Origin of the sequence: Neisseria sp. LACPHL-SPEC-2024-00856 (assembly GCF_047915665.1) — a bacterium.
Taxonomy (GTDB): Bacteria; Pseudomonadota; Gammaproteobacteria; order Burkholderiales; family Neisseriaceae; genus Neisseria; species Neisseria polysaccharea.
Map to the genome: position 1 here is coordinate 1 of NZ_JBLRPR010000005.1, position 20,293 is coordinate 20,293.

The 20,293-nt window shown below is 54.0% G+C and carries 23 protein-coding genes, 1 tRNA gene and 1 riboswitch; of the genes, 8 read left to right on the forward strand and 16 right to left on the reverse strand.

The features are described 5' to 3' along the window. Window positions 1-115: 115 nt before the first annotated feature. The 12 genes from ACNAU7_RS05690 to ubiG all read right to left on the reverse strand — a co-directional run bounded on the left by ACNAU7_RS05690 (window position 116) and on the right by ubiG (window position 9,037). Entirely contained in the window at window positions 116-769 is a 654-nt protein-coding gene (locus ACNAU7_RS05690) for a TIGR01621 family pseudouridine synthase (protein ID WP_416301401.1), read from the reverse strand. 35 nt (window positions 770-804) lie between these two features. Then, window positions 805-1,317 carry a pantetheine-phosphate adenylyltransferase gene (gene coaD / locus ACNAU7_RS05695; RefSeq protein ID WP_096108983.1) on the reverse strand — a complete coding sequence of 171 codons (513 nt, stop codon included), beginning with the start codon at window positions 1,315-1,317 and terminating at the stop codon, window positions 805-807. A 227-nt stretch (window positions 1,318-1,544) separates the two neighbouring features. After that, window positions 1,545-2,228 carry a Bax inhibitor-1 family protein gene (locus ACNAU7_RS05700; protein WP_114935790.1) on the reverse strand — a complete coding sequence of 228 codons (684 nt, stop codon included), beginning with the start codon at window positions 2,226-2,228 and terminating at the stop codon, window positions 1,545-1,547. A gap of 156 nt (window positions 2,229-2,384) precedes the next feature. Then, entirely contained in the window at window positions 2,385-2,651 is a 267-nt protein-coding gene (locus ACNAU7_RS05705) for an oxidative damage protection protein (RefSeq protein WP_002214948.1), read from the reverse strand. Window positions 2,652-2,723: 72 nt separating this feature from the next. After that, window positions 2,724-3,194, reverse strand: coding sequence for a 23S rRNA (pseudouridine(1915)-N(3))-methyltransferase RlmH (rlmH, locus tag ACNAU7_RS05710; RefSeq protein WP_416301411.1), 471 nt, complete (start codon window positions 3,192-3,194; stop codon window positions 2,724-2,726). A 53-nt stretch (window positions 3,195-3,247) separates the two neighbouring features. Continuing rightward, complete coding sequence (gene rsfS, locus ACNAU7_RS05715; protein WP_416301413.1) at window positions 3,248-3,634, reverse strand: ribosome silencing factor; 387 nt, start codon at window positions 3,632-3,634, stop codon at window positions 3,248-3,250. A 100-nt stretch (window positions 3,635-3,734) separates the two neighbouring features. Continuing rightward, the gene (locus ACNAU7_RS05720; protein WP_416301415.1) at window positions 3,735-4,334 is read right to left on the reverse strand and encodes a hypothetical protein; all 600 of its coding nucleotides are present in this window, start codon (window positions 4,332-4,334) and stop codon (window positions 3,735-3,737) included. A 21-nt stretch (window positions 4,335-4,355) separates the two neighbouring features. Continuing rightward, complete coding sequence (nadD, locus tag ACNAU7_RS05725; RefSeq protein WP_416301636.1) at window positions 4,356-4,964, reverse strand: nicotinate-nucleotide adenylyltransferase; 609 nt, start codon at window positions 4,962-4,964, stop codon at window positions 4,356-4,358. Beyond that, entirely contained in the window at window positions 4,964-5,551 is a 588-nt protein-coding gene (locus tag ACNAU7_RS05730) for a beta-class carbonic anhydrase (protein ID WP_003710879.1), read from the reverse strand. Before ACNAU7_RS05730 ends, nadD begins: the two co-directional genes overlap by 1 nt. 28 nt (window positions 5,552-5,579) lie before the next feature. Further along, window positions 5,580-7,121, reverse strand: a complete 1,542-nt coding sequence (locus ACNAU7_RS05735) for an ABC transporter permease (RefSeq protein WP_416301418.1) — start codon at window positions 7,119-7,121, stop codon at window positions 5,580-5,582. A gap of 234 nt (window positions 7,122-7,355) precedes the next feature. Continuing rightward, window positions 7,356-8,273: a homoserine kinase gene (gene thrB / locus ACNAU7_RS05740; RefSeq protein ID WP_308030087.1), complete on the reverse strand. Its 918-nt coding sequence runs from the start codon at window positions 8,271-8,273 to the stop codon at window positions 7,356-7,358. Window positions 8,274-8,308: 35 nt separating this feature from the next. Continuing rightward, window positions 8,309-9,037, reverse strand: a complete 729-nt coding sequence (ubiG, locus tag ACNAU7_RS05745; protein ID WP_045750340.1) for a bifunctional 2-polyprenyl-6-hydroxyphenol methylase/3-demethylubiquinol 3-O-methyltransferase UbiG — start codon at window positions 9,035-9,037, stop codon at window positions 8,309-8,311. 153 nt (window positions 9,038-9,190) lie between these two features. On the opposite strand from ubiG, the gene ACNAU7_RS05750 reads away from it, so the two are divergent. The 4 genes from ACNAU7_RS05750 to ACNAU7_RS05765 all read left to right on the forward strand — a co-directional run bounded on the left by ACNAU7_RS05750 (window position 9,191) and on the right by ACNAU7_RS05765 (window position 12,586). Beyond that, window positions 9,191-10,432 carry an aromatic amino acid transporter gene (locus ACNAU7_RS05750; protein ID WP_025457439.1) on the forward strand — a complete coding sequence of 414 codons (1,242 nt, stop codon included), beginning with the start codon at window positions 9,191-9,193 and terminating at the stop codon, window positions 10,430-10,432. A gap of 132 nt (window positions 10,433-10,564) precedes the next feature. Next, complete coding sequence (gene gmhB / locus ACNAU7_RS05755) at window positions 10,565-11,128, forward strand: D-glycero-beta-D-manno-heptose 1,7-bisphosphate 7-phosphatase (RefSeq protein ID WP_025457440.1); 564 nt, start codon at window positions 10,565-10,567, stop codon at window positions 11,126-11,128. Window positions 11,129-11,156: 28 nt separating this feature from the next. After that, window positions 11,157-11,900, forward strand: coding sequence for a lysophospholipid acyltransferase family protein (locus ACNAU7_RS05760; protein ID WP_308085580.1), 744 nt, complete (start codon window positions 11,157-11,159; stop codon window positions 11,898-11,900). Further along, the gene (locus ACNAU7_RS05765; RefSeq protein WP_416301421.1) at window positions 11,897-12,586 is read left to right on the forward strand and encodes a SprT family zinc-dependent metalloprotease; all 690 of its coding nucleotides are present in this window, start codon (window positions 11,897-11,899) and stop codon (window positions 12,584-12,586) included. Before ACNAU7_RS05760 ends, ACNAU7_RS05765 begins: the two co-directional genes overlap by 4 nt. Before the next feature lie 25 nt (window positions 12,587-12,611). On the opposite strand, the gene ACNAU7_RS05770 is transcribed toward ACNAU7_RS05765, so the two are convergent. Next, window positions 12,612-12,755: a hypothetical protein gene (locus tag ACNAU7_RS05770; RefSeq protein ID WP_308076248.1), complete on the reverse strand. Its 144-nt coding sequence runs from the start codon at window positions 12,753-12,755 to the stop codon at window positions 12,612-12,614. A 404-nt stretch (window positions 12,756-13,159) separates the two neighbouring features. On the opposite strand from ACNAU7_RS05770, the gene ACNAU7_RS05775 reads away from it, so the two are divergent. Then, complete coding sequence (locus ACNAU7_RS05775) at window positions 13,160-13,348, forward strand: hypothetical protein (protein WP_416301424.1); 189 nt, start codon at window positions 13,160-13,162, stop codon at window positions 13,346-13,348. Between the two features lie 421 nt (window positions 13,349-13,769). On the opposite strand, the gene thiC is transcribed toward ACNAU7_RS05775, so the two are convergent. Further along, window positions 13,770-15,671, reverse strand: a complete 1,902-nt coding sequence (thiC, locus tag ACNAU7_RS05780) for a phosphomethylpyrimidine synthase ThiC (RefSeq protein WP_416301426.1) — start codon at window positions 15,669-15,671, stop codon at window positions 13,770-13,772. A 90-nt stretch (window positions 15,672-15,761) separates the two neighbouring features. Beyond that, window positions 15,762-15,861, reverse strand: a riboswitch (TPP riboswitch). Between the two features lie 149 nt (window positions 15,862-16,010). Between thiC and ACNAU7_RS05785 the strand changes: the two genes are divergently transcribed. The 3 genes from ACNAU7_RS05785 (at window position 16,011) to ACNAU7_RS05795 (ending at window position 18,098) form a co-directional block, all read left to right on the forward strand. Next, window positions 16,011-16,087: transfer RNA gene (locus tag ACNAU7_RS05785), tRNA-Met, on the forward strand. Between the two features lie 188 nt (window positions 16,088-16,275). Then, window positions 16,276-17,151: an NUDIX hydrolase gene (locus tag ACNAU7_RS05790; protein ID WP_096111497.1), complete on the forward strand. Its 876-nt coding sequence runs from the start codon at window positions 16,276-16,278 to the stop codon at window positions 17,149-17,151. Window positions 17,152-17,159: 8 nt separating this feature from the next. Then, entirely contained in the window at window positions 17,160-18,098 is a 939-nt protein-coding gene (locus ACNAU7_RS05795) for an ABC transporter ATP-binding protein (RefSeq protein ID WP_416301428.1), read from the forward strand. Window positions 18,099-18,219: 121 nt separating this feature from the next. On the opposite strand, the gene ptsP is transcribed toward ACNAU7_RS05795, so the two are convergent. After that, window positions 18,220-19,995, reverse strand: coding sequence for a phosphoenolpyruvate--protein phosphotransferase (gene ptsP, locus ACNAU7_RS05800; protein ID WP_416301430.1), 1,776 nt, complete (start codon window positions 19,993-19,995; stop codon window positions 18,220-18,222). Beyond that, window positions 19,995-20,264 carry an HPr family phosphocarrier protein gene (locus tag ACNAU7_RS05805; RefSeq protein WP_003677272.1) on the reverse strand — a complete coding sequence of 90 codons (270 nt, stop codon included), beginning with the start codon at window positions 20,262-20,264 and terminating at the stop codon, window positions 19,995-19,997. The genes ptsP and ACNAU7_RS05805 overlap by 1 nt, the downstream gene beginning before the upstream one ends. Between the last annotated feature and the right edge of the window lie 29 nt (window positions 20,265-20,293).

The following is a 20,293-nucleotide window of genomic DNA, read 5'->3' on the forward strand; positions in this document are numbered from 1 at the left end:
TTCGTCAGCAGCGAAGAAGCGAACTATACGCTTGAAGAGATTTGCGGTCAACCGTTTTCTTAAAAAATTTTTATAAAAATATTTATCATATTGTTTATAAATTAATTTATATTTATTAAACTGCTTTTGCCATATAAAATTCTTCCAGCGCATGAGAGATATTTTCAGCCTGCCATGCATTTTTCAAAGGTGCAGTAATTTCGATTTCTTGTTGTTGATAGGTAAATTGTATTTTCCATGCATACAGGAACATAGTTTCGGATTCTGTCCCTCCGTATAAGCGGTCCCCCAAAATAGGACTGCCCAGACTTTTCATTGCCACTCTCAGCTGATGTGTCTTACCCGTATGAGGCTCAAGAATGAACAGCCGCATTTTTTCACTGATACGTATACTGAAAAAACGGGTAACGGCAATATTTTCCATATTGCGCGTCAGCTTCCACATCCCGCGTCTGGATTTTTCCATGCCGCCTTTTATCCATCCTTGTTTTTTGGACGGTTTGCGGTCGGACAAAGCCAAATAGGTTTTCTTCATTTTCCTTTCGGCAAACTGTGCGGCAAGAACAGCGGCACTTTGGGGATTAAGGGCAAACAGCAATATGCCTCCGGTCTGTTTGTCCAACCTGTGCAGCAACCATACCTTTTCTACGCCCAACTGTGCCGCAAGTGTTGCCGTCAGACTGACTTCGCCGTCGGAACGGTGGACGGATATGCCTTGAGGTTTATTGATGGCGACAAAATCTTGGTGTCTGAATAAGATTTCCCACATATTTGAACCTGAATATATTTGACAGAAGCTTTCTGTCAGGCATTTTTGTGATGTTCTGCAATCATTTTTTGATACACGGCCGGCGGCACATATCTTTTGACGGTTTCCGTCCAGCCTTCCGGCCCGACCAGTCCTTTGACCATAGTGGACGACACTTCGGCGATTTCGCGCGGCGGCATAAGGAATACGGTGGATATTTCGGGGGCGAGGTCGCTGTTGATATGGCGCATAGAGCGTTCGTATTCGTAATCGGCGGCAGAACGGATGCCGCGCACGATGAATCCTGCATCTACCTCACGGGCGTAATGCACCAAAAACCGGTTTTCAAACACTTCAATTTTGACGTTTGGGAAGTTGTCGGTAATGGCGCACAACATATCCTGCCTTTCAGCGACGGTATAGGTGCTGCGTTTGTCGGGATTAATGCCGATGGCGACGATGAGTTCGTCAAACATAGATTGCGCCTGCCGTATCATCCACAGATGCCCCAATGTGGGCGGATCGAAACTGCCGGCATAAACGGCGCGGCGCGGTGTATTTGGTAACATTTGATTCCTCCCGGCTTCATAGCCGGCTGTGTTTTTATAGTGGATTAAATTTAAACCAGTACGGCGTTGCCTCGCCTTGCCGTACTATTTGTACTGTCTGCGGCTTCGTCGCCTTGTCCTGATTTTTGTTAATCCACTATATGTGCGTGCATCCGTATTGTATGCCCAAAGTAAAATGCCGTCTGAAGCATTTTCAGACGGCATAGCCGGACGGCGTTTTGCCGGCATCAATCCTCGCCGTTTAAAGACAACAGGATGTTGAGCAAGCTGCTGAAGATGTTGTAAAGCGAGATAAACAGTGTCAGTGCCGCGCTGATGTGGCTGTCTTCGCCGCCGTCGATGACGGTGCGTACCTGCCACATAATCATTAAGGAACCGAACAAGACAAAGCCGGCGGAAATGGTCAAGGCGAGTGCGGGAATACCCAAGAACAGGTTGGCAACCACGGCGACCATCAGAATGACCGCGCCTACGGTCAGGAAGCGTCCGAGCGCGTTCATATCGAGCCGGGTCCGGCGCGCCAAGGCGGACATCGTTAAAAAGACGGCGGCGGTCATCGCGGCGGCAATGCCGACGATTTTCGCACCGTCGGCAATATGGAGCGCGTATTGCAGCACGGGGCCGATCAATACGCCCATACCGAATGTGAATACCATCAGCATGGCAACGCCGGTATTGCTGTAACGGTTTTTCTCAATGACGTGAATCATGCCGTAGAAAAACGCCAGCACGACGGCAAACCCTATCCAGCGCGAACCGAAGGCGGCGTAAAAATTGAAGCCGGCATTGGCGGCAAGCACCGCGCCTGCGGCTGCCGGAATGAATGAAAATCCGAGCAGGCGGTAGGTTTTCTGCAGGACGGTGTTTTTAGAAACCGTATGCGCGGTGTAGTCGTAAACGTCGTGTTGCATATCATCTGCTCCTGAAAGCGCGGTTGGGAATAATGGGGGATTTTAACATTGCCCAATGTCAAAATTTGTCCGGTTGCGTGAAGATAAAGTTGTCCGGCGTATTTTAAAGGCCGTCTGAAGCAGTTTCGGACAGCCTGTGTTCAAAACGGAAAACCGTTATTGCGGAACGTATCCCTGAACGGCATCCGCGCCGTCGCCGAAGAAATACTGCTCCATCTGCTGAGCCAGGTATTCGCGCGCGCGCGGATCGGCGAGGCTTAAACGGTTTTCGTTAATCAGCATCGTTTGGTGGCGCGTCCACGCCGCCCACGCTTCTTGCGATACGTTTTCAAAAATGCGCTTGCCCAATTCGTTGGGAAGCGGCGGAAATTTCATGCCTTCGGCTTCTTTGTTGAGCTTGACGCAGAATACCATGCGTGCCATAGCGGATTCCTTTGCTGTGTTCAGAAATAACGGGGTGATTTTAACCGATTGGGAGTGCGGACAAAAGCCTTCTTATTCCCGATGATAGGGATGGTTGTGCAGGATGGAAACGGCGCGGTAGAGCTGCTCGGTCAGAAAGACGCGCACCATCCCGTGCGGCAGGGTGAGGCTGGACAGGCGCATCATCATGCGGGCTTGTTGTTTGAGGCGGTCGGTCATGCCGTCCGCACCGCCGATGACGAAACAGACGTGTTCGCCGTTTTGCTGCCAGCTTTTGAGGTGTTCCGCCAGCTCGACGGAGGTCGGTGCTTTGCCGCGTTCGTCAAGGACGACGAGGAACGCGCCTTGCGGCACGGCTTCGAGGATGCGTTTTTCTTCCGCCGCCATACCTTGGGCGGCATTCACGCCCGCACCGCGTTTTTCGGGTTTGATTTCTTTGAGTGCGTAGGCGATGTCGCGTCCGAAACGTTTGGCGTATTCGGCAACAGCTTCGTCAACCCAGCGCGGCATTTTGGTGCCGACTGCCAAGACGGTGATGTTCAATGCTTTCTCCCTGACAGGAAAATGCCGTCTGAAGGTTCAGACGGCATCGGGAATCAGTCTGCCGCGTGCCACGGCTTCTGCATTCCGGCGTGAAAACTCGGTTTCTCTCCGCCCCACAGGGTGTCGATGTCGTAGAAGTCGCGCACGGCGGGGAGCATAACGTGGACGACGAGATCTCCCGCATCAACGAGCGTCCATTCGCCGCTGTCGCCTTCGGTGCTGAGGATTTCAAAACCGGCTTCTTTCAAATCGACGGCAACGTTGTTCGCCAGCGCTTTGACTTGGCGCGTACTGTCGCCGCTGGCGATAATCATGCGGGCAAACAGCGAAGTTTTGTCTTGGGTTTCCAAAACGGAAATGTCTTTGGCTTTGATGTCTTCAAGGGCGTTGACGGCCACCCCGACCATTTTTTTCAGGTCTTGCAGTTCTTGCTCGTTCATTATATTCCTAACGGGATGTTTTCAGACGGCATTATAGCCGTTCCTTACTGATTTGACTTTTCGGGTTGATGTTTTTCCTCAAAAATTACTCAATTAAGTACTAATCCCGCAGGATTATTAGTATTTTTTTATATCTATCTTTTAGATATTCACTTTTTGTTTCACTATATTTCAAACTGAAGTATTGAATCAATTCTGACTTATACATCATAGGTACAAAGTAAACGTATTCTTCGACCAAGTTAGTAAAGTATTCCGCAGAAGTCTTTTTAGGAGAGAGTTTAGGTATACTCATAAAATAGGCCCATTTATTCGGGAATTCCTCAAACATTTTCATCTTAGGGAGATGAAATGCTACAAAAAGAGCTACTCCCTTTCTTTGAATATTCGCTAACATAAGGCGATATATTTCCTCACTCTCAGGAAGCTTATACCTCCACATCATCATCCCAAGAGCAGATACTATACAGCGATTGATTTTACTGTTTTCCGCATACTTATTTGCTATTTGCACCAAAACACCCGCAAATTGAACATCTCTAAAAAGCTCCGTATAATAAGAAGACATTTCTTGCCTAGGCTGTTTCTCAAAATCAACAAGAAGCTTTTCGATCTCTTCGCTTGTTTGAATTTCCCAATTCTCAATATGATGCTTCAGTTCGATTATTTTATTAACTCGAAGTTTAGTTTTGCTGTTCATATTTCTAGTGAGTATTATTTATCATAATTTTTCGTACAGCCGGTGTTCTCGGATATAACGGGCGGCGGCAGGCGGTATGCCGTCTGAAACGCCTTGGCCGGCAAGGTTGCGGCGGATTTCCGTTGACGACACATTATGCATCGGGGCGGACAAGATGCGGACGCTGCCGTCCTGAAGCGCATTGCCCAGCCACGCGTGCAACTGGTGCGGGGCGTGTTTGAGGCTGCCGCCTTGGCGCAGCGCGACGGCGATATTGGTTTCGCGCACGAGCATCTGCCATTTTTTCCAAGTATGCAGCTTCATCAGGCTGTCGCTGCCCATCAGCCACCAGAGTTGCGCGGACGGAAACTGCTGGCGGAAGATTTGGACGGTATCGTAAGTGTAAGTCGCACCCCGGCGGACGATGTCGCAGTCGCTGACGGCAAAACGCGCGTCTTCCGCCGTTGCCGCTTCAATCATTGCCAAACGGTCGGCGGCGGATGCGGCGGCGGCATCTTTGTGGTAGGGGCCGCCTGCCGGCAGGAAAACAACCGTGTCCAAGCCGATTTCGTCGGCAAAGGCGCGGGCGATATGGAGGTGCCCGTTGTGTATCGGGTCGAAAGTGCCGCCGAAGAGTCCGATTTTCTCCATCATACCGCCTCCCTTGAAATGCCGTCTGAAACGCCGTCCCGCACCACCGTGGTCAGTTTGCCGGTAACGGGATGGATAATCAGCCCGTGAACGGCGATATGGCGCGGCATCAGCGGATGGTGGCGGATGAGTTCGACCGTGTGGCGCACGCTGTCTTCGACGTTGTCGAAACCGGTCAGCCAGCCGTCGAGGTCGATGCCGGCATAACGCAGGGTTTCGATGCGGTCTTCGGGAATCCGGCTTTCCCGGACGCGCCCGAGGAATTCTTCGGCATTCAGCCCCTGCATCCCGCAATCGTGATGGGCGATGACCATAATCTCTCTGACCTTCAGTTCAAACACGGCGACCAACAGGCTCCTCATCACCGAACCCCACGGGTGCGTAACCAGCGCGCCGGCATTTTTAATCAGCTTGGCATCGCCGTTCCTCAATCCCAAAGCATTGGGCAGCAGCTCGATAATCCGCGCATCCATACAGGACAAAACCGCCAGCCCGCGTTCGGGGTATTTGTCGGTAAAGTATTTTTCATATTCGCCCGATTCGACAAACTGCCGGTTGTGGGCAAGGATGTTATCCAACTCGCTCATTTTGCCGTCCTCTGAAAAAGGGTTCGCATTATAACGTTTCCGTCTGTTTTCCGCCTTCGCCGTTGTCCAACAGCAGGAAAATGCACACCGCAAATGCCGACAACAGCAATGTCAGCACCATTGCCCGCGCATAATTGTCCTCACCCGCACGCCCCAAATAGGCATAAATCAAAGTCGTCAACGTCTGCCATTCCGGACGCGACAGGAACAATGTCGCCGCAAATTCGCCCACGCAGGTTGCCGCCGCCAAGGTCAGACCGCGCCGCAACGCCGGTTTCAAAAGGGGGAACGTGATGCGGTATGCCGTCTGAAAGCCGTTTGCGCCCAAACCTGCCGCCGCCCTGCCGTAATCCGGCGGCAGTGCGTCCCAGGCCGATAAAACATCTTTTGCCACAAACGGATACGCCAGCAGCGCATACATCGCCAGCAGCAACGGCAACGAAGCCGTCCACCCCGGATAAAGCAGCAGCACGCCCGCCGAAACACAAACCGGCGACACCATAAACGGCAAAAACACCAGCCCGCGCATCCACGCCGACCGCCGCGCCGCCGCCGCATACATGACACCCAAAACCGCCGCCGCAAACACCGCCGCCGCCGAGAAGCGCAAAGTATTCCACACCGCCTGCCACGTTTCACTTTCCATTAACACGCGCCACGATTCGCCGGCCGACCACGCTTTCACCACAATTGCCGCCAGCGGAAACAGGCAGCACACGGACAACACCGCCGCCGCAAACGCCAGCAGCACATATTCCCCGACCAACTGCGGTTCAGACGGCATCACAGGGGAAACTGCCTTATCCGAACCCGCGCGTCTGCCGAACCACGCATACAGCAATCCCGCCGCCGCCGTTACCCCCAACACCAGCCACACCAGCGCCGAAGCACCCGCCATATCGAGTTCGAACATGACCAACTGGTAAATTTCCACTTCGACCGTGGCATAACGGCTGCCGCCCAACAGCAATGCCAGCCCGAACCCGGAAAAACAATACAGGAAGACAAGGCACACGCCGCCGGCAAGCCACGGGCGCAAAACGGGCATTTCAATGTCCCAAAACCGCCGCCACGCCCCCGCGCCCAATGTCCGTGCCGTCTGAAGCCGTGCCGCAGGCACTTGCACAAACCCCTGATATGCCGCCCTGACCAACACGGGCAGGTTGAAAAACACATTGCCGTACAACAACAGATACGGCGTATCCTGCCCGCCGCGCCACAACAGGCCGTCCGCCCCGAACAGGGCCAGCACGCCCACGCCCGCCACCAGCGTCGGCATCACAAACGGCAGCATCAGCAGGCGCAGCACCAAAGCCCGCCCCGGAAACGCCAGCCGCGCCAGCACCCACGCGACAGGCACGCCCAAAGGCAGCACCAGCACACAGGTTGCCGCCGCCTGAAATACCGTCCACGCCAAACGCTTGAGCATATAGGCATCCGACAGCACCGCGCCCCACGCCAAACCGTCATACGCCGCCATCGCCCACAAAGGCGCAAGCACCATCGCGGTCAAAAAACACAGGGGCGGCAGCGCAACCAATCCGGCAACCGCCCAACGCCGCATATCCATCCGTTTTCCCATTTCAAAACATAACGGCGGAATTGTACCCAAAGCCGGTCAAAAATGACTGCACAATTTTATCCGTCCGCCGGAATTCAGCGTCGGACACCGGCGCGGGTGCGTAACAAAACAGCCGAAACCGGTATGCCGAACCGGAAAACATCCGGAAAACACATCCAAACCCGAAACAAAATGCCGTCTGAAACCCTTTCAGACGGCATTTCTGTCAAACGCTGGACGCACTCAACCCAAACTCAACAGCAGGTTGCGGAACGCGTTCGGATCTTTGATAAACGTCATCTCGCCCGCCTGCGGAAAATGAAAATCCAACAGGCGCGACACCCAAAAACGGATGCAGCCGGCGCGTTGGGCGGTCGGGAAATACGCCTTTTCTTCGGCACTCAAGGGGCGCACGCCCTCATAACCGCCGATAAACGCCTTTTTCAACGCCTCATCCAACTTATTGTCCGCCGTCCTTGCCCAATCGTTGACCGCAATCGCCAAGTCATACATAAAATTGCCCCGGCAGGCATAATAGAAATCGATAAAGCCCGACACCTGACCGCCGTCAAGCAACACATTGTCTTTAAACAAATCGGCGTGGATGATGCCCGAAGGCAGATGGTTGCCGAGATTGTCCTTCAGCGCATCGATTTCGGAACACAGCAGCGCGGCATCGTCTCGCGGCAGGACGGGCAGCAGCCGGGCGCACGCCTCCGTCCACCACGCATCGTAACGCGGGTTTTCCATTTCCAAAGGGAAATCGGCGGCGGCAAGGTGCATTTTTGCCAACATCGCACCGGTATGGAAGCACTGCTCAGCCGTCGGCAGCGCGGTATCCGAACCTTTCAGGCAGGCAACCAGGCAGGCGGGCTTGCCCGCCAAAACGGAATCGAGCCGGCCGTCTTTGCGCGCAACCGGCGCGGCAACAGCCACGCCCTTCATACTCAAATGCCGGTTAAGCTCCAGAAAAAACGGCAGCTCTTCCTGTTTCAACACTTCAAACACGGTCAGCACATAACGTCCCGAAGTTGTCGTCAGAAAATAATTGCTGTTGGTAATCCCCTGCGCGATGCCCTGCAGGGAAACAAATTCCCCCAAATCGTAACCGCTCAGGAAGCCGCGCATTTCATCATCGGAAACACTGGTATAAACAGACATATCCATTCACCCGTTCAAAACAATCAAACCCGCCGTCAGAACGCCGGACGGCAGGCAAACATATAATTCACATCGGTCGAATCGCACAGGGCATAAGTTTGCGACAACACGGAAAAGGTCATACCCTTGGTTTCCACCACGTCCAAACCCGCCTGACGGCACATCCGCGCCAAATCGGCAGGCGCGATAAATTTTTTCCAATCGTGCGTGCCTTTGGGGACAAACTTCAACAGATATTCCGCCGCCACAATCAGATGCAGATAAGATTTCGGGTTTTTATTGATGGTGGAAAAAAACACCATACCGTCCGGTTTGACCAGCTTGGCGCAAGCACGCACGATGGCGGCGGGATCGGGGACGTGTTCCATCATTTCCATACACGTTACCGCATCAAAAGAATGCGGTTCCGCCCCGGCAAGGTCTTCCACGCGGATACATTCGTATTCGATATCGGCGACATTGTTCAAAGCCGCGTGCAGGCGGGCGGTTTCCAGCGACTGCTCCGCCATATCGATGCCTTTGACAAACGCCGCGCCGCGCCGCGCCATACTTTCCGCCAAAATTCCGCCGCCGCAGCCCACGTCCAAAACCCGTTTGCCGCGCAAATCCGCGTGTCCGTCGATATAATCCAGCCGCAGCGGATTGATGTCGTGCAAGGTTTTGAACTCGCCCGATTTGTCCCACCATTTGTCGGCAATCCGGCTGAATTTGGCGATTTCCCCCTCATCGACATTATATTTTTTGTCGGACATTTTCCCTCCCATCTGACGAACCGCCCCACTCCAAAACCCAAGATTATACTATGGAACGCGATGCCGTCTGAAAGCCTTTTCGGGCGGCGCGGCGCAAATACCTTACAAACCCTTACACTTTACGGCATAATGGCGGCACGCTTTTTTTTGGCAGAAAGACAAAATATGCCCAACAAAACCCCTTCCCTGTTCGGCGGCGCGATGATTATCGCCGGTACGGTCATCGGCGCCGGTATGCTCGCCAACCCGACCGCCACCTCCGGCGTATGGTTTGCCGGCTCGCTGATTGTGCTGCTCTACACCTGGTTTTCTATGCTCTCCAGCGGCCTGATGATTTTGGAAGTCAACACCCACTACCCCCACGGCGCAAGTTTCGACACCATGGTCAAAGACCTGCTCGGACGCGGCTGGAACATCATCAACGGCATCGCCGTCGCCTTCGTCCTATACCTGCTCACCTACGCCTACATCTTCGTCGGCGGCGACCTGACCGCCAAAGGCATCGGCAACGCCTTGGGCGGCAATGTTTCGCTCACCGTCGGACAACTCGTCTTCTTCGGCATCCTCGCCTTTTGCGTGTGGGCATCCGCACGCTTGGTCGACCGCTTCACCGGCATCCTTATCGGCGGCATGGTATTGACCTTTATTTGGGCAACCGGCGGGCTGATTGCCGATGCCAAACCGTCCGTCCTGTTCGACACCCAAGCCCCCGTCGGCACCAGCTACTGGATTTATGTCGCCACCGCCCTGCCCGTCTGCCTCGCTTCCTTCGGCTTCCACGGCAACGTCTCCAGCCTACTCAAATACTTTAAAGGCGACGCGCCCAAAGTGGCTAAATCCATCTGGACGGGCACACTGATTGCGCTGGTGATTTACGTCCTCTGGCAAATCGCCATCCAAGGCAACCTGCCGCGCAACGAGTTCGCCCCCGTCATCGCCGCCGAAGGGCAAGTCTCCGTCCTGATTGAAACCCTGTCCAAATTCGCCCAAACCGGCAATATGGATAAAATATTGTCCCTGTTTTCCTATATGGCAATCGCCACCTCGTTTTTAGGCGTAACCTTAGGTCTGTTCGACTACATCGCCGACATCTTCAAATGGAACGACAGCATCTCCGGCCGCACCAAAACCGCCGCGCTGACCTTCCTGCCGCCTCTAATTTCCTGCCTGCTCTTCCCCACCGGCTTCGTTACCGCCATCGGTTACGTCGGCCTGGCGGCAACCATTTGGACAGGCATCATCCCCGCCATGCTGCTCTACCGTTCGCGCAAAAAATTCGGCGCAGGCAAAACCTATAAAGTTTACGGCGGCTTGTGGCTGATGGTTTGGGTCTTCCTTTTCGGCATCGTCAACATCGCCGCACAGGTATTGAGCCAAATGGAACTCGTCCCCGTATTTAAAGGATAAAGGCAAAATGCCGTCTGAAGCCCGCCGGCAGCTTCAGACGGCATTGCCTCGTTATCGCGCGCCACAGGCGCATCACTGCCGATATTTCAGTATAATGCCACCCCCGACCTGCCCCAATCCAAAGGAAACGCGATGAAACTCATCATTCTCGACCGCGACGGCGTCATCAATCAAGACCGCGACGACTTCGTCAAATCCGTTGACGAGTGGATACCTGTCGAAGGCAGCATGGATGCGGTGGCATTTCTGACGCAGGCAGGCTGCACCGTCGCCGTTGCCACCAACCAATCCGGCATAGGGCGAAAATATTTTACCGTTCAAGACCTCACCGAAATGCATGCCAAAATGCACCGCCTCATCCGTCAGGCAGGCGGCGAAATCGACGGCATCTGGTTCTGCCCGCATACCGGCGCCGACAACTGCAACTGCCGCAAGCCCAAACCGGGCATGATTGAAGACATCCTCGAACGCTTCAACGCCCAAGCTTCGGAAACTTGGCTGGTCGGCGACAGCCTGCGTGATTTGCAGGCAATCGATGCCGTCGGCGGAAAACCCGCGCTGGTTCTGACCGGAAAAGGCAAAAAAACGCTCTCCCAACACGGACACGAATTGCCCGAACACACACAGGTTTTCGATACCCTGCTCGATTTCTCACAATACATCATGCAGGAAAACGCCGCACCACAAGCCGACTGAACATACCGCATTCCGACAAGGCAAAACCATGCTCATCATCCGCAACCTGATTTACTGGCTGATACTCTGTTCCAGCCTGATTTTCCTCTTTCCCTTTATGCTGCTCGCCTCGCCTTTCCGTGATGGGGCGCACAAGATGGCGCGGATCTGGGTCGGCATCCTCAACTGGTCGCTCAAACACATCGTCGGGCTCGAATACCGCATCATCGGCGCGGAACACATTCCGGACCGCCCCGCCGTCATCTGCGCCAAACACCAAAGCGGCTGGGAAACGCTTGCCCTTCAGGACATTTTTCCGCCGCAGGTTTACGTTGCCAAACGCGAGTTGTTCAAAATCCCCTTTTTCGGTTGGGGTTTGAAGCTGGTCAAAACCATAGGCATAGACCGCAACAACCGCCGCGAAGCCAACGAACAGCTCATAAAACAGGGGTTGGCGCGCAAAAACGAAGGCTATTGGATTACCATTTTCCCCGAAGGCACGCGCCTTGCACCCGGAAAACGCGGCAAATACAAGCTCGGCGGCGCGCGCATGGCGAAAATGTTTGAGATGGACATCGTCCCCGTCGCCCTCAACAGCGGCGAATTTTGGCCGAAAAATTCCTTTCTGAAATATCCGGGGGAAATCACCGTCGTCATCTGTCCGACCATCCCGCACGCAAGCGGCAGCGAAGCCGAATTGATGGAAAAATGCGAACACCTCATCGAAACGCAGCAGCCGCTCATTTCCGGCGCAGGCCCGTTTGCCGCCAAAATGCCGTCTGAAACCGTATGACCTCCCTGATCCACACTCTTTCAGACGGCATGGAACTGACCATAGAAATCAAACGCCGTGCCAAGAAAAACCTGATTATCCGCCCTATCGGCACACATACCGTCAGCATCAGCGTCCCACCCTGCTTCTCCGTCTCCGCTCTAAACCGCTGGCTGTATGAAAACGAAGCCATCCTGCGGCGAACACTGGCGAAAACACCGCCGCAAACTGCCGAAAACCGGCTGCCCGAACATATCTGGTTCCACGGCAGACAGCTTGCCCTCACCACCCATCAAGACACGCAAATCCTGCTGATGCCGTCTGAAATCCGCGTTCCCGAAGACACGCACGACAAACAGGCGGCACTGTTGGCAACCTTTCTGAAACGGCAGGCCCAAAGCTACCTGCTTCCCCGCCTCGAACACCACGCCCGCACCACACAACTGTTCCCCGCCTCCTCCTCGCTAACCTCTGCCAAAACCTTCTGGGGCGTGTGCCGCAAAACCACAGGCATACGCCTCAACTGGCGGTTGGTCGGCGCACCGGAATACGTTGCCGACTATGTCTGCATACACGAACTCTGCCACCTCGCCCACGCCGACCACAGCCGCGCATTCTGGGTGCTGACCCGCCGCTTCGCACCCTACGCGGACGAAGCCAAGCAATGGCTCAAAGACCGCGGCAGGGAACTTTTCGCCTTGGGTTGACGCTGCTGGGCAGACATCCGCCAATTCAGGCTTCCGCCCAAACGGACATCCGGAAGGCAGCATCACAGCCGGCGGCACATACCGCTACCGCCGCTTTCAGACGGTATTTTTTGCGTTTTTCGGGATGGAAGGGGAAGTGAAACGCTGTCAAACCGATAAGTTTCTGCACCGACCGGTCTGGATTCCCGCCTGCGCGGGAATGACGGTTCGGGTATTTCTGACGATTCATCGAGCCGTAGGGTGAAATGTAGGGTGGGCTTCAGCCCACCGATTCCACCAATTTCACCGCATCAAAGGTTTTTGGCGAACCGGCGGGATTCGGCGGTTTCGGTTTTCGGCGGAGTTGGTGGAATTTTTGAAATCGTTGAAATTGGCGAAGTTGGTTGGAATCGGCGGAATCGGCGGGCTGAAGCCCACCCTACAGCCTTTTTCTACACAATACGGTAATTTTGAAGTTCGAGAATCGTTGTTTACAAGTCCAAGTGGAAATTTTGTAAAATTTGAAACCACATATCAAGTATTACCAAACGGAACAAGGGTATTTAATACAGTAATTCCCAAAGGGGGACAATAATGTATGAAAATATGTTACTTAACGCAGATGAGTTAATGTGGTTTTTTGAAAAAGAACCAGTAATTAGCGAAGATGAAAGTTGTGTTATTTTCAAATTAAATGACGGTATCAATAATTTTGAAATTGCCTTTGGATATGCTTTGCCGTATGTATCCATAAAAGTTTTTTCATCCATTGGAATGATTTGATCATATTATTTAGAGCAAATTATTGAAATGAAAATAAAAAATGATGAGATAAGTGAATATCTTTATGTTGAATTAAAACAAAATAACGATGTTAGTAGTTTTAGCATAAGAATAAAACCACATATCCAAATAAACTTGCAATCGCTTTGTAGCTAATAAGCAGTAGCGTGAGCAACTTTTTTGGCATTTACTGCAATAACATTCAGGAACATTACCTACAACAATGCCGGCGTCGTTTGCGTATTTACCGACAAAAGAGTGCAAAAGCCTGCCTCCGGCAGCGAATCGTCCGTAAGCGGATCGGTTTCTGCAAAATAGGCTTCCGTCCCCACACCGGCTCAGAACCGTACCCCGTTTGAAAACAAAAACGCCGTCTGAAACCCGACATCCGGGCTTCAGACGGCATTTTTTGCTTGACGTTTTAGCTGTAAATCTTCGCTCCTTTTTTGACGAACTCGACCGCTTTTTCCTCCATGCCCTGCCGTTGGGCTTTTTGCTTGTCGGCGTAGTCGCGCACTTCCTGCGTGATTTTCATCGAGCAGAATTTGGGGCCGCACATCGAACAGAAGTGGGCGATTTTCGCGCCTTCGGCGGGCAGGGTTTCGTCGTGGAAGCTTTCGGCGCGTTCGGGGTCGAGGCTTAGGCGGAACTGGTCGCGCCAGCGGAACTCGAAACGCGCCTTGCTCAGGGCGTTGTCGCGCAACTGTGCGCCCGGCCAGCCTTTGGCGAGGTCGGCGGCGTGGGCGGCGAGTTTGTAGGTGATGATGCCGGTACGCACGTCTTCTTTGTCGGGCAGTCCCAAATGTTCTTTGGGGGTAACGTAACAGAGCATCGCCGTGCCGTACCAGCCGATATTGGCAGCGCCTATGCCCGAGGTGATGTGGTCGTAGCCGGGGGCGATGTCGGTAACGAGCGGGCCGAGGGTGTAAAACGGTGCTTCAAAACAGTGTTGCAACTCTTCGGTCATATTTTCTTTGACGCGTTGCAGCGGTACATGGCCGGGACCTTCGATCATCACCTGTACGTCGTGTTTCCACGCTTTGGAGGTCAATTCGCCCAAGGTGTGCAGTTCGGCGAACTGGGATTCGTCGTTGGCATCGGCAATGCAGCCGGGGCGCAGGCCGTCGCCGAGGCTGAACGATACGTCATACGCTTTCATAATTTCGCAGATTTCGTCGAAATGCGTGTAGAGGAAATTTTCCCGATGATGTGCCAAACACCATTTCGCCATAATCGAACCGCCGCGCGAGACGATGCCGGTGAGGCGGTTGGCAGTCATCGGCACATAACGCAGCAACACGCCCGCGTGTATGGTGAAATAGTCCACGCCTTGCTCCGCCTGTTCGATGAGGGTGTCGCGGAACAAATCCCAAGTCAAATCTTCGGCGATGCCGCCGGTTTTTTCCAACGCTTGGTAAATCGGCACGGTGCCGATGGGAACAGGGGCGTTGCGGATAATCCATTCGCGCGTTTCGTGGATGTGCGCACCGGTGGACAAATCCATAATCGTGTCCGCGCCCCAACGCAGCGACCACACCATTTTTTCGACTTCTTCGGTCAGGCTGGAGGTAACGGCGGAGTTGCCCAAGTTGCCGTTGATTTTGACGCGGAAGTTGCGGCCGATAATCATCGGTTCGAGTTCGGGATGGTTGATGTTGGCGGGAATAATCGCACGTCCGGCGGCGATTTCCCGGCGCACGAATTCGGGTGTGATTTGATCGGGACGGGTCGGGATGTTCGCGCCGAAACTTTGCCCTGCGTGTTGTTTCAAGAGTTTGGCGTATTCCGATTTTTGGGACAATTCGTCTAATTTTAAACGTTCGCGTATGGCGACAAACTCCATTTCGGGCGTGATAATGCCTTGGCGCGCGTAGTGAAGCTGGGTTACGTTGCTACCGCTTTTCGCGCGGCGCGGGCGGGTGATTTGGTTGAAGCGCAGATGGGCGGTTTTCGGATCGTGTGCGCGTTCGATGCCGTATTCGCTGGAGAGCTTGGGCAGGATTTCGGTATCGCCGCGTTCGTTCAGCCATGCGGTGCGGATGTGCGGCAGACCTTGTTTCAGGTCGATGTGTGCCGCTGGATCGCCGTACACGCCGCTGGTGTCATAGACGGGAATCGGCGGGTTGGCTTCCGCGCCTTGCGCCGTATAGGTGTCGTCCTGACGGATTTCACGCAAAGGCACGCGGATGTCGTCGCGGCTGCCTTGCAGATACACGCGTTCCGAGTTCGGATATTTGAAGCGGATACCGATGTCTTCGCTCAAGTCGGCAAGTTCGCGCGCTTCGTTGCCGGAAGTTTTGGCGGTTTTTTTTGGCGTAGTCATAAAAAATGCTCCTGTTTTCTCGTTTAGAATAAAGAAACAGGAGCGTTTTGCGTTTTCAGACGGCATTTGAAAACCAATGCTGTCTGAAAGACAGAATCCGTGAAAACTCCCCACGCAGGTATTATCCCGATCGGGTGTAAAGGGTATTTCTCAGCCGCCTGAACATCAGGCAGCACCCCTGTTTCGATGTTAACCAAAATTAAATCACGAACATGAACTTTTGTAAAGAAAATGATATTTCAAATCAGGCATAAACCGCCGGACGGCAAAATTTTATGATTTTTCGCGGAAGTAATGTTTGACAACATAAAAAATCTGCCGTATAGTTTCATCTTCTGACGCGGGATGGAGCAGCATGGTAGCTCGTCGGGCTCATAACCCGAAGGTCGTAGGTTCGAATCCTGCTCCCGCAACCAAATATCAAACCCCTCGGTTCAATGCCGAGGGGTTTTGTTTTGCCTGTTTCCTGTTTCCTGCCGCCTCCGTTTTTTGCCGGATTTTCCTTCCTGCCGCAATATCGGAACGGCAGCCCGCCGTCTGTTTGCGGTTGCAAATTCAGGCAGTTTGGCTACAATCTTCCGCATTGTCTTCAAGAAAGCCAACCATGCCGACCGTCCGTTTTACCGAATCCGTCAGCAAACACGACCTTGATGCCCTGTTCGAGTGGGCAAAAGCAAGTTACGGTGCAGAAAGTTGCTGGAAAACGCTGTATCTGAACGGCCTGCCTTTGGGCAATCTGTCGCCGGAATGGGCGGAGCGCGTCAAAAAAGACTGGGAGGCAGGCTGCTCGGAGTCTTCAGACGGCATTTTCCTGAATGCGGACGGCTGGCCAGATATGGGCAGACGCTTGCAGCACCTCGCCCGAATATGGAAAGAAGCGGGACTGCTTCACGGCTGGCGCGACGAGTGTTTCGACCTGACCGACGGCGGCAGCAATCCCTTGTTCGCGCTCGAACGCGCCGCTTTCCGTCCGTTCGGACTGCTCAGCCGCGCCGTCCATCTCAACGGTCTGACCGAATCGGACGGCCGATGGCATTTCTGGATAGGCAGGCGCAGTCCGCACAAAGCAGTCGATCCCGACAAACTCGACAATACTGCCGCCGGCGGTGTTTCCGGCGGCGAAATGCCGTCTGAAGCCGTGTGCCGCGAAAGCAGCGAAGAAGCCGGTTTGGATAAAACGCTGTTTCCGTTTATCCGTCCGGTATCCCGGCTGCACAGCCTGCGCCCCGTCAGCCGGGGTGTGCACAATGAAATCCTGTATGTATTCGATGCCGTCCTACCCGAAACCTTCCTGCCTGAAAATCAGGACGGCGAGGTTGCGTGTTTTGAAAAAATGGACATCGGCAGCTTGGTTGCCACCATGTTGTCGGGAAACATGATGCACGACGCGCAACTGGTTACGCTGGACGCGTTTTGCCGTTACGGTCTGATTGATGCCGCCCATCCGCTGTCCGAGTGGCTGGACGGCATACGTTTATAGGATGCGCCATGCTTGAACTGAACGGACTCTGCAAACGCTTCGGCGGCAAAACGGTTGCCGACAACATCTGCCTGACTGTCGGGCGCGGCAAAATACTCGCCGTACTGGGGCGGTCGGGCTGCGGAAAATCCACCCTGCTGAATATGATTGCGGGCATCGTCCGGCCGGACGGCGGCGAAATTCAGCTGAACGGGGAAAACATTACCCGTATGCCGCCCGAAAAACGCCGTATTTCGCTGATGTTTCAAGATTACGCGCTGTTTCCCCATATGAGTGCGCTGGAAAATGCGGCATTCGGTTTGAAAATGCAAAAAATGCCGAAAGCCGAAGCCGAACGCCTTGCCATGGCGGCACTTGCCGAAGTCGGACTGGAAAACGAGGTGCACCGCAAGCCTGAAAAACTTTCCGGAGGCGAGAAACAACGGTTGGCACTGGCGCGCGCTTTGGTTGTCCGCCCTTCCCTGCTGCTGTTGGACGAATCGTTTTCCAGTTTGGACACGCATTTGCGCGGCACGCTGCGCCGCATGACTGCCGAACGCATCCGCAAGGGCGGCATCCCTGCCGTTTTGGTAACGCATTCGCCCGAAGAGGCCTGCACGGCGGCGGACGAAATCGCCGTCATGCACGAGGGGAAAATCCTTCAATGCGGTACGCCCGAAACCTTGGGTCAAACGCCTGCCGGCGTGCAGGTCGCCCGACTGATGGGTTTGCCCAATACCGACGATGACCGCCATATTCCGCAACATGCGGTGCGTTTCGACCAAGACGGCATGGAGTGCCGCGTATTATCCCGTACCTGTTTGCCCGAATCGTTCAGCCTGTCCGTCCTCCATCCGGAACACGGCATCCTGTGGCTGAACCTCGATATGCTGCACGCCGGTGAAATATCGGGAAACGATACGGTACGCATCCATATCGAAGACAAGGAAATCGTCCGTTTCCGTTGATGCTTCCTTAAAAACAAAATGCCGTCTGAAAAACCTTTCAGACGGCATTTTTTTACCAAAGCAGCTATATTTTTTCTAAGGGCGTTATTTGACTGCAATCTTTTTCCATTGTCAACAATATTTATTTCCGCACTTTAGCTTCGGCTTCCTCCCCTGCCGGCGCGCTGTTCATCTGTTTGATCAGCTTTTCCGCCTTTTCCTCGTCCTCACAGCGGACGATTTTGGCAATATCGTTTTCGAGCTGTGCGATATTGCTGTTCAGGATGATGTTTTTGACGGGCAGGATGTTGTTTGGATTCATCGAAAAACAGCGCAGCCCCATACCCAATAAAACGCGGGTAAACGCCGTGTCGCCCGCCATTTCGCCGCACACGGACACGTCTTTTTCCATACGGTTGGCGGTACGGATGACGTGTTGCAGCATTTTCAACACGGCGGGATGGCCCGGGCGGTAGAGGTGTCCGACGCTGTCGTCGCTGCGGTCAACGGACAAGATATATTGAATCAGGTCGTTGGTACCGATGGAAATAAAATCGACCAGTTTCAAAATGCTGCCGACAGTCAACGCGGCCGAGGGGATTTCAATCATACAGCCGACACCGACATCGCCGAAGGCTTCACCGCGTTCGGCAAGCTGGCGTTGCGCGGTATCGAGGTGGATGAGGCACTGGCGCACTTCGGATACAGAGGTAATCATCGGCCACATCATGCGGACGGGACCATGTACCGCCGCACGGAGGATGGCGCGCATCTGGGTGCGGAACATGACCGGTTCGGCAAGGCACAGGCGGATGCCGGTCATGCCCAGCGCGGGGTTGAGGCTGCCGTTGGGCGTGCTGTTTTTCCCGAACCAGCGCGGATTTTTATCCACGCCTAAATCAACGATTCGGATGGTAACGCTTTTGCCCTTCATTTTTTTGACAATCGCGCTGTACACTTCGTACTGCTCGTCTTCAGACGGCATCGTATCGCGGTTGAGGTAAAGAAACTCGCTGCGGAACAGCCCGATGCCGTCTGCGCCGAGGTTGTGCAGCGGTTTCACGTCTTCGGCGGATTCTATATTGCCCACAAGCTCGATGCAGACCCCGTCGGCGGTGGCGGCGGCGGTCTTTTTGAGCTTGTTCAACTCGCGTTTGTGGCTGCGGTATTCGCGGGCACGGCGACGGTATTCGTTCAACACCGACTCATCCGGCGAAATAATCAATACGCCGTTGATACCGTCCACGATGACTGTTTCGCCTTCGGTAATCAGTTTGCGCGCGTTGTGCAGCCCGATGACGGAGGGAATATCCAAACTCCTGCCCAAAATCGCCGTATGACTGGTCGGACCGCCGACATCGGTTACAAAAGCGGCAATCCGCTGCTCCCTGAACAAAACCGTATCGGCAGGCGAAAGGTCGTGCGCAATCAGCACGGTTTCGTCAAACAGGTTGTCGGCAACATTTAAATCGTTGCCCTGCCCAACCAGGTTGTTGTGGATGCGCTGGACGACTTGCAACATATCCTGCTTGCGTTCGCGCAAATAGGCATCGCCTATGCCGTCAAACTGAGCGGCAAGTTTGTCGCTCTGCTGCTTCAATGCCCATTCGGCGTTGATTTTTTGTTCTTTTAAAATATCAACGGGTTCGCGCGACAAGGTTACATCGGTCAGCAGCATCAGGTGCAGCGAAATAAACGCGCCCAATTCGGTCGGGGCGTTTTCGGGAATCGCGCTGCGCAGCTGTTCCAACTCTTTGCGCGTGGCTTTGATGGCGGCATCGAAACGGGCGGCTTCGGTGTCGATGAGCTCGTCTGAAACGTCGTATTGCGGCACTTCAGCCGTGCCGCGCGTAATCAGGTGGGCTTGTCCGATGGCGATGCCTTTGCCCGCGGCGACACCGTGCAGCACGATACTCATTATTCGCCCTCGCCGAAGTAGTCGTTGATTAAGTCGGTCAATGCCTTCATGGCGGCGGCTTCGTCCAAGCCGTCGGTTTCCAGCTCGATGACGGTGCCTTTGGCGGCGGCGAGCATCATCAGCCCCATAATGCTTTTACCGTTGACGCGGCTGCCGTTTTTCGTTACCCAGACTTCGCTTTGAAACTGAGACGCGGTTTGGGTGAATTTGCTGGACGCGCGGGCGTGAAGTCCGAGTTTGTTGATGATTTCGATGGATTGTTTGAGCATTTCGATTCCCGTTTTATGTATATCGGCAG

Coding starts and splice junctions, on each gene's coding strand:
- ACNAU7_RS05805 (WP_003677272.1), bottom strand. CDS start 20,264: ATGCTCAAACAATCCATCGAAATCATCAACAAACTCGGACTTCACGCC.
- thrB (WP_308030087.1), bottom strand. CDS start 8,273: ATGTCTGTTTATACCAGTGTTTCCGATGATGAAATGCGCGGCTTCCTG.
- ACNAU7_RS05690 (WP_416301401.1), bottom strand. CDS start 769: ATGTGGGAAATCTTATTCAGACACCAAGATTTTGTCGCCATCAATAAA.
- ACNAU7_RS05795 (WP_416301428.1), top strand. CDS start 17,160: ATGCTTGAACTGAACGGACTCTGCAAACGCTTCGGCGGCAAAACGGTT.
- ptsP (WP_416301430.1), bottom strand. CDS start 19,995: ATGAGTATCGTGCTGCACGGTGTCGCCGCGGGCAAAGGCATCGCCATC.
- nadD (WP_416301636.1), bottom strand. CDS start 4,964: ATGGAGAAAATCGGACTCTTCGGCGGCACTTTCGACCCGATACACAAC.
- ACNAU7_RS05760 (WP_308085580.1), top strand. CDS start 11,157: ATGCTCATCATCCGCAACCTGATTTACTGGCTGATACTCTGTTCCAGC.
- ACNAU7_RS05790 (WP_096111497.1), top strand. CDS start 16,276: ATGCCGACCGTCCGTTTTACCGAATCCGTCAGCAAACACGACCTTGAT.
- ACNAU7_RS05705 (WP_002214948.1), bottom strand. CDS start 2,651: ATGGCACGCATGGTATTCTGCGTCAAGCTCAACAAAGAAGCCGAAGGC.
- ACNAU7_RS05735 (WP_416301418.1), bottom strand. CDS start 7,121: ATGGATATGCGGCGTTGGGCGGTTGCCGGATTGGTTGCGCTGCCGCCC.
- thiC (WP_416301426.1), bottom strand. CDS start 15,671: ATGACTACGCCAAAAAAAACCGCCAAAACTTCCGGCAACGAAGCGCGC.
- coaD (WP_096108983.1), bottom strand. CDS start 1,317: ATGTTACCAAATACACCGCGCCGCGCCGTTTATGCCGGCAGTTTCGAT.
- ACNAU7_RS05730 (WP_003710879.1), bottom strand. CDS start 5,551: ATGAGCGAGTTGGATAACATCCTTGCCCACAACCGGCAGTTTGTCGAA.
- rsfS (WP_416301413.1), bottom strand. CDS start 3,634: ATGAACGAGCAAGAACTGCAAGACCTGAAAAAAATGGTCGGGGTGGCC.
- ACNAU7_RS05775 (WP_416301424.1), top strand. CDS start 13,160: ATGTATGAAAATATGTTACTTAACGCAGATGAGTTAATGTGGTTTTTT.
- ACNAU7_RS05700 (WP_114935790.1), bottom strand. CDS start 2,228: ATGCAACACGACGTTTACGACTACACCGCGCATACGGTTTCTAAAAAC.
- ACNAU7_RS05765 (WP_416301421.1), top strand. CDS start 11,897: ATGACCTCCCTGATCCACACTCTTTCAGACGGCATGGAACTGACCATA.
- gmhB (WP_025457440.1), top strand. CDS start 10,565: ATGAAACTCATCATTCTCGACCGCGACGGCGTCATCAATCAAGACCGC.
- ACNAU7_RS05720 (WP_416301415.1), bottom strand. CDS start 4,334: ATGAACAGCAAAACTAAACTTCGAGTTAATAAAATAATCGAACTGAAG.
- ACNAU7_RS05750 (WP_025457439.1), top strand. CDS start 9,191: ATGCCCAACAAAACCCCTTCCCTGTTCGGCGGCGCGATGATTATCGCC.
- ubiG (WP_045750340.1), bottom strand. CDS start 9,037: ATGGGAGGGAAAATGTCCGACAAAAAATATAATGTCGATGAGGGGGAA.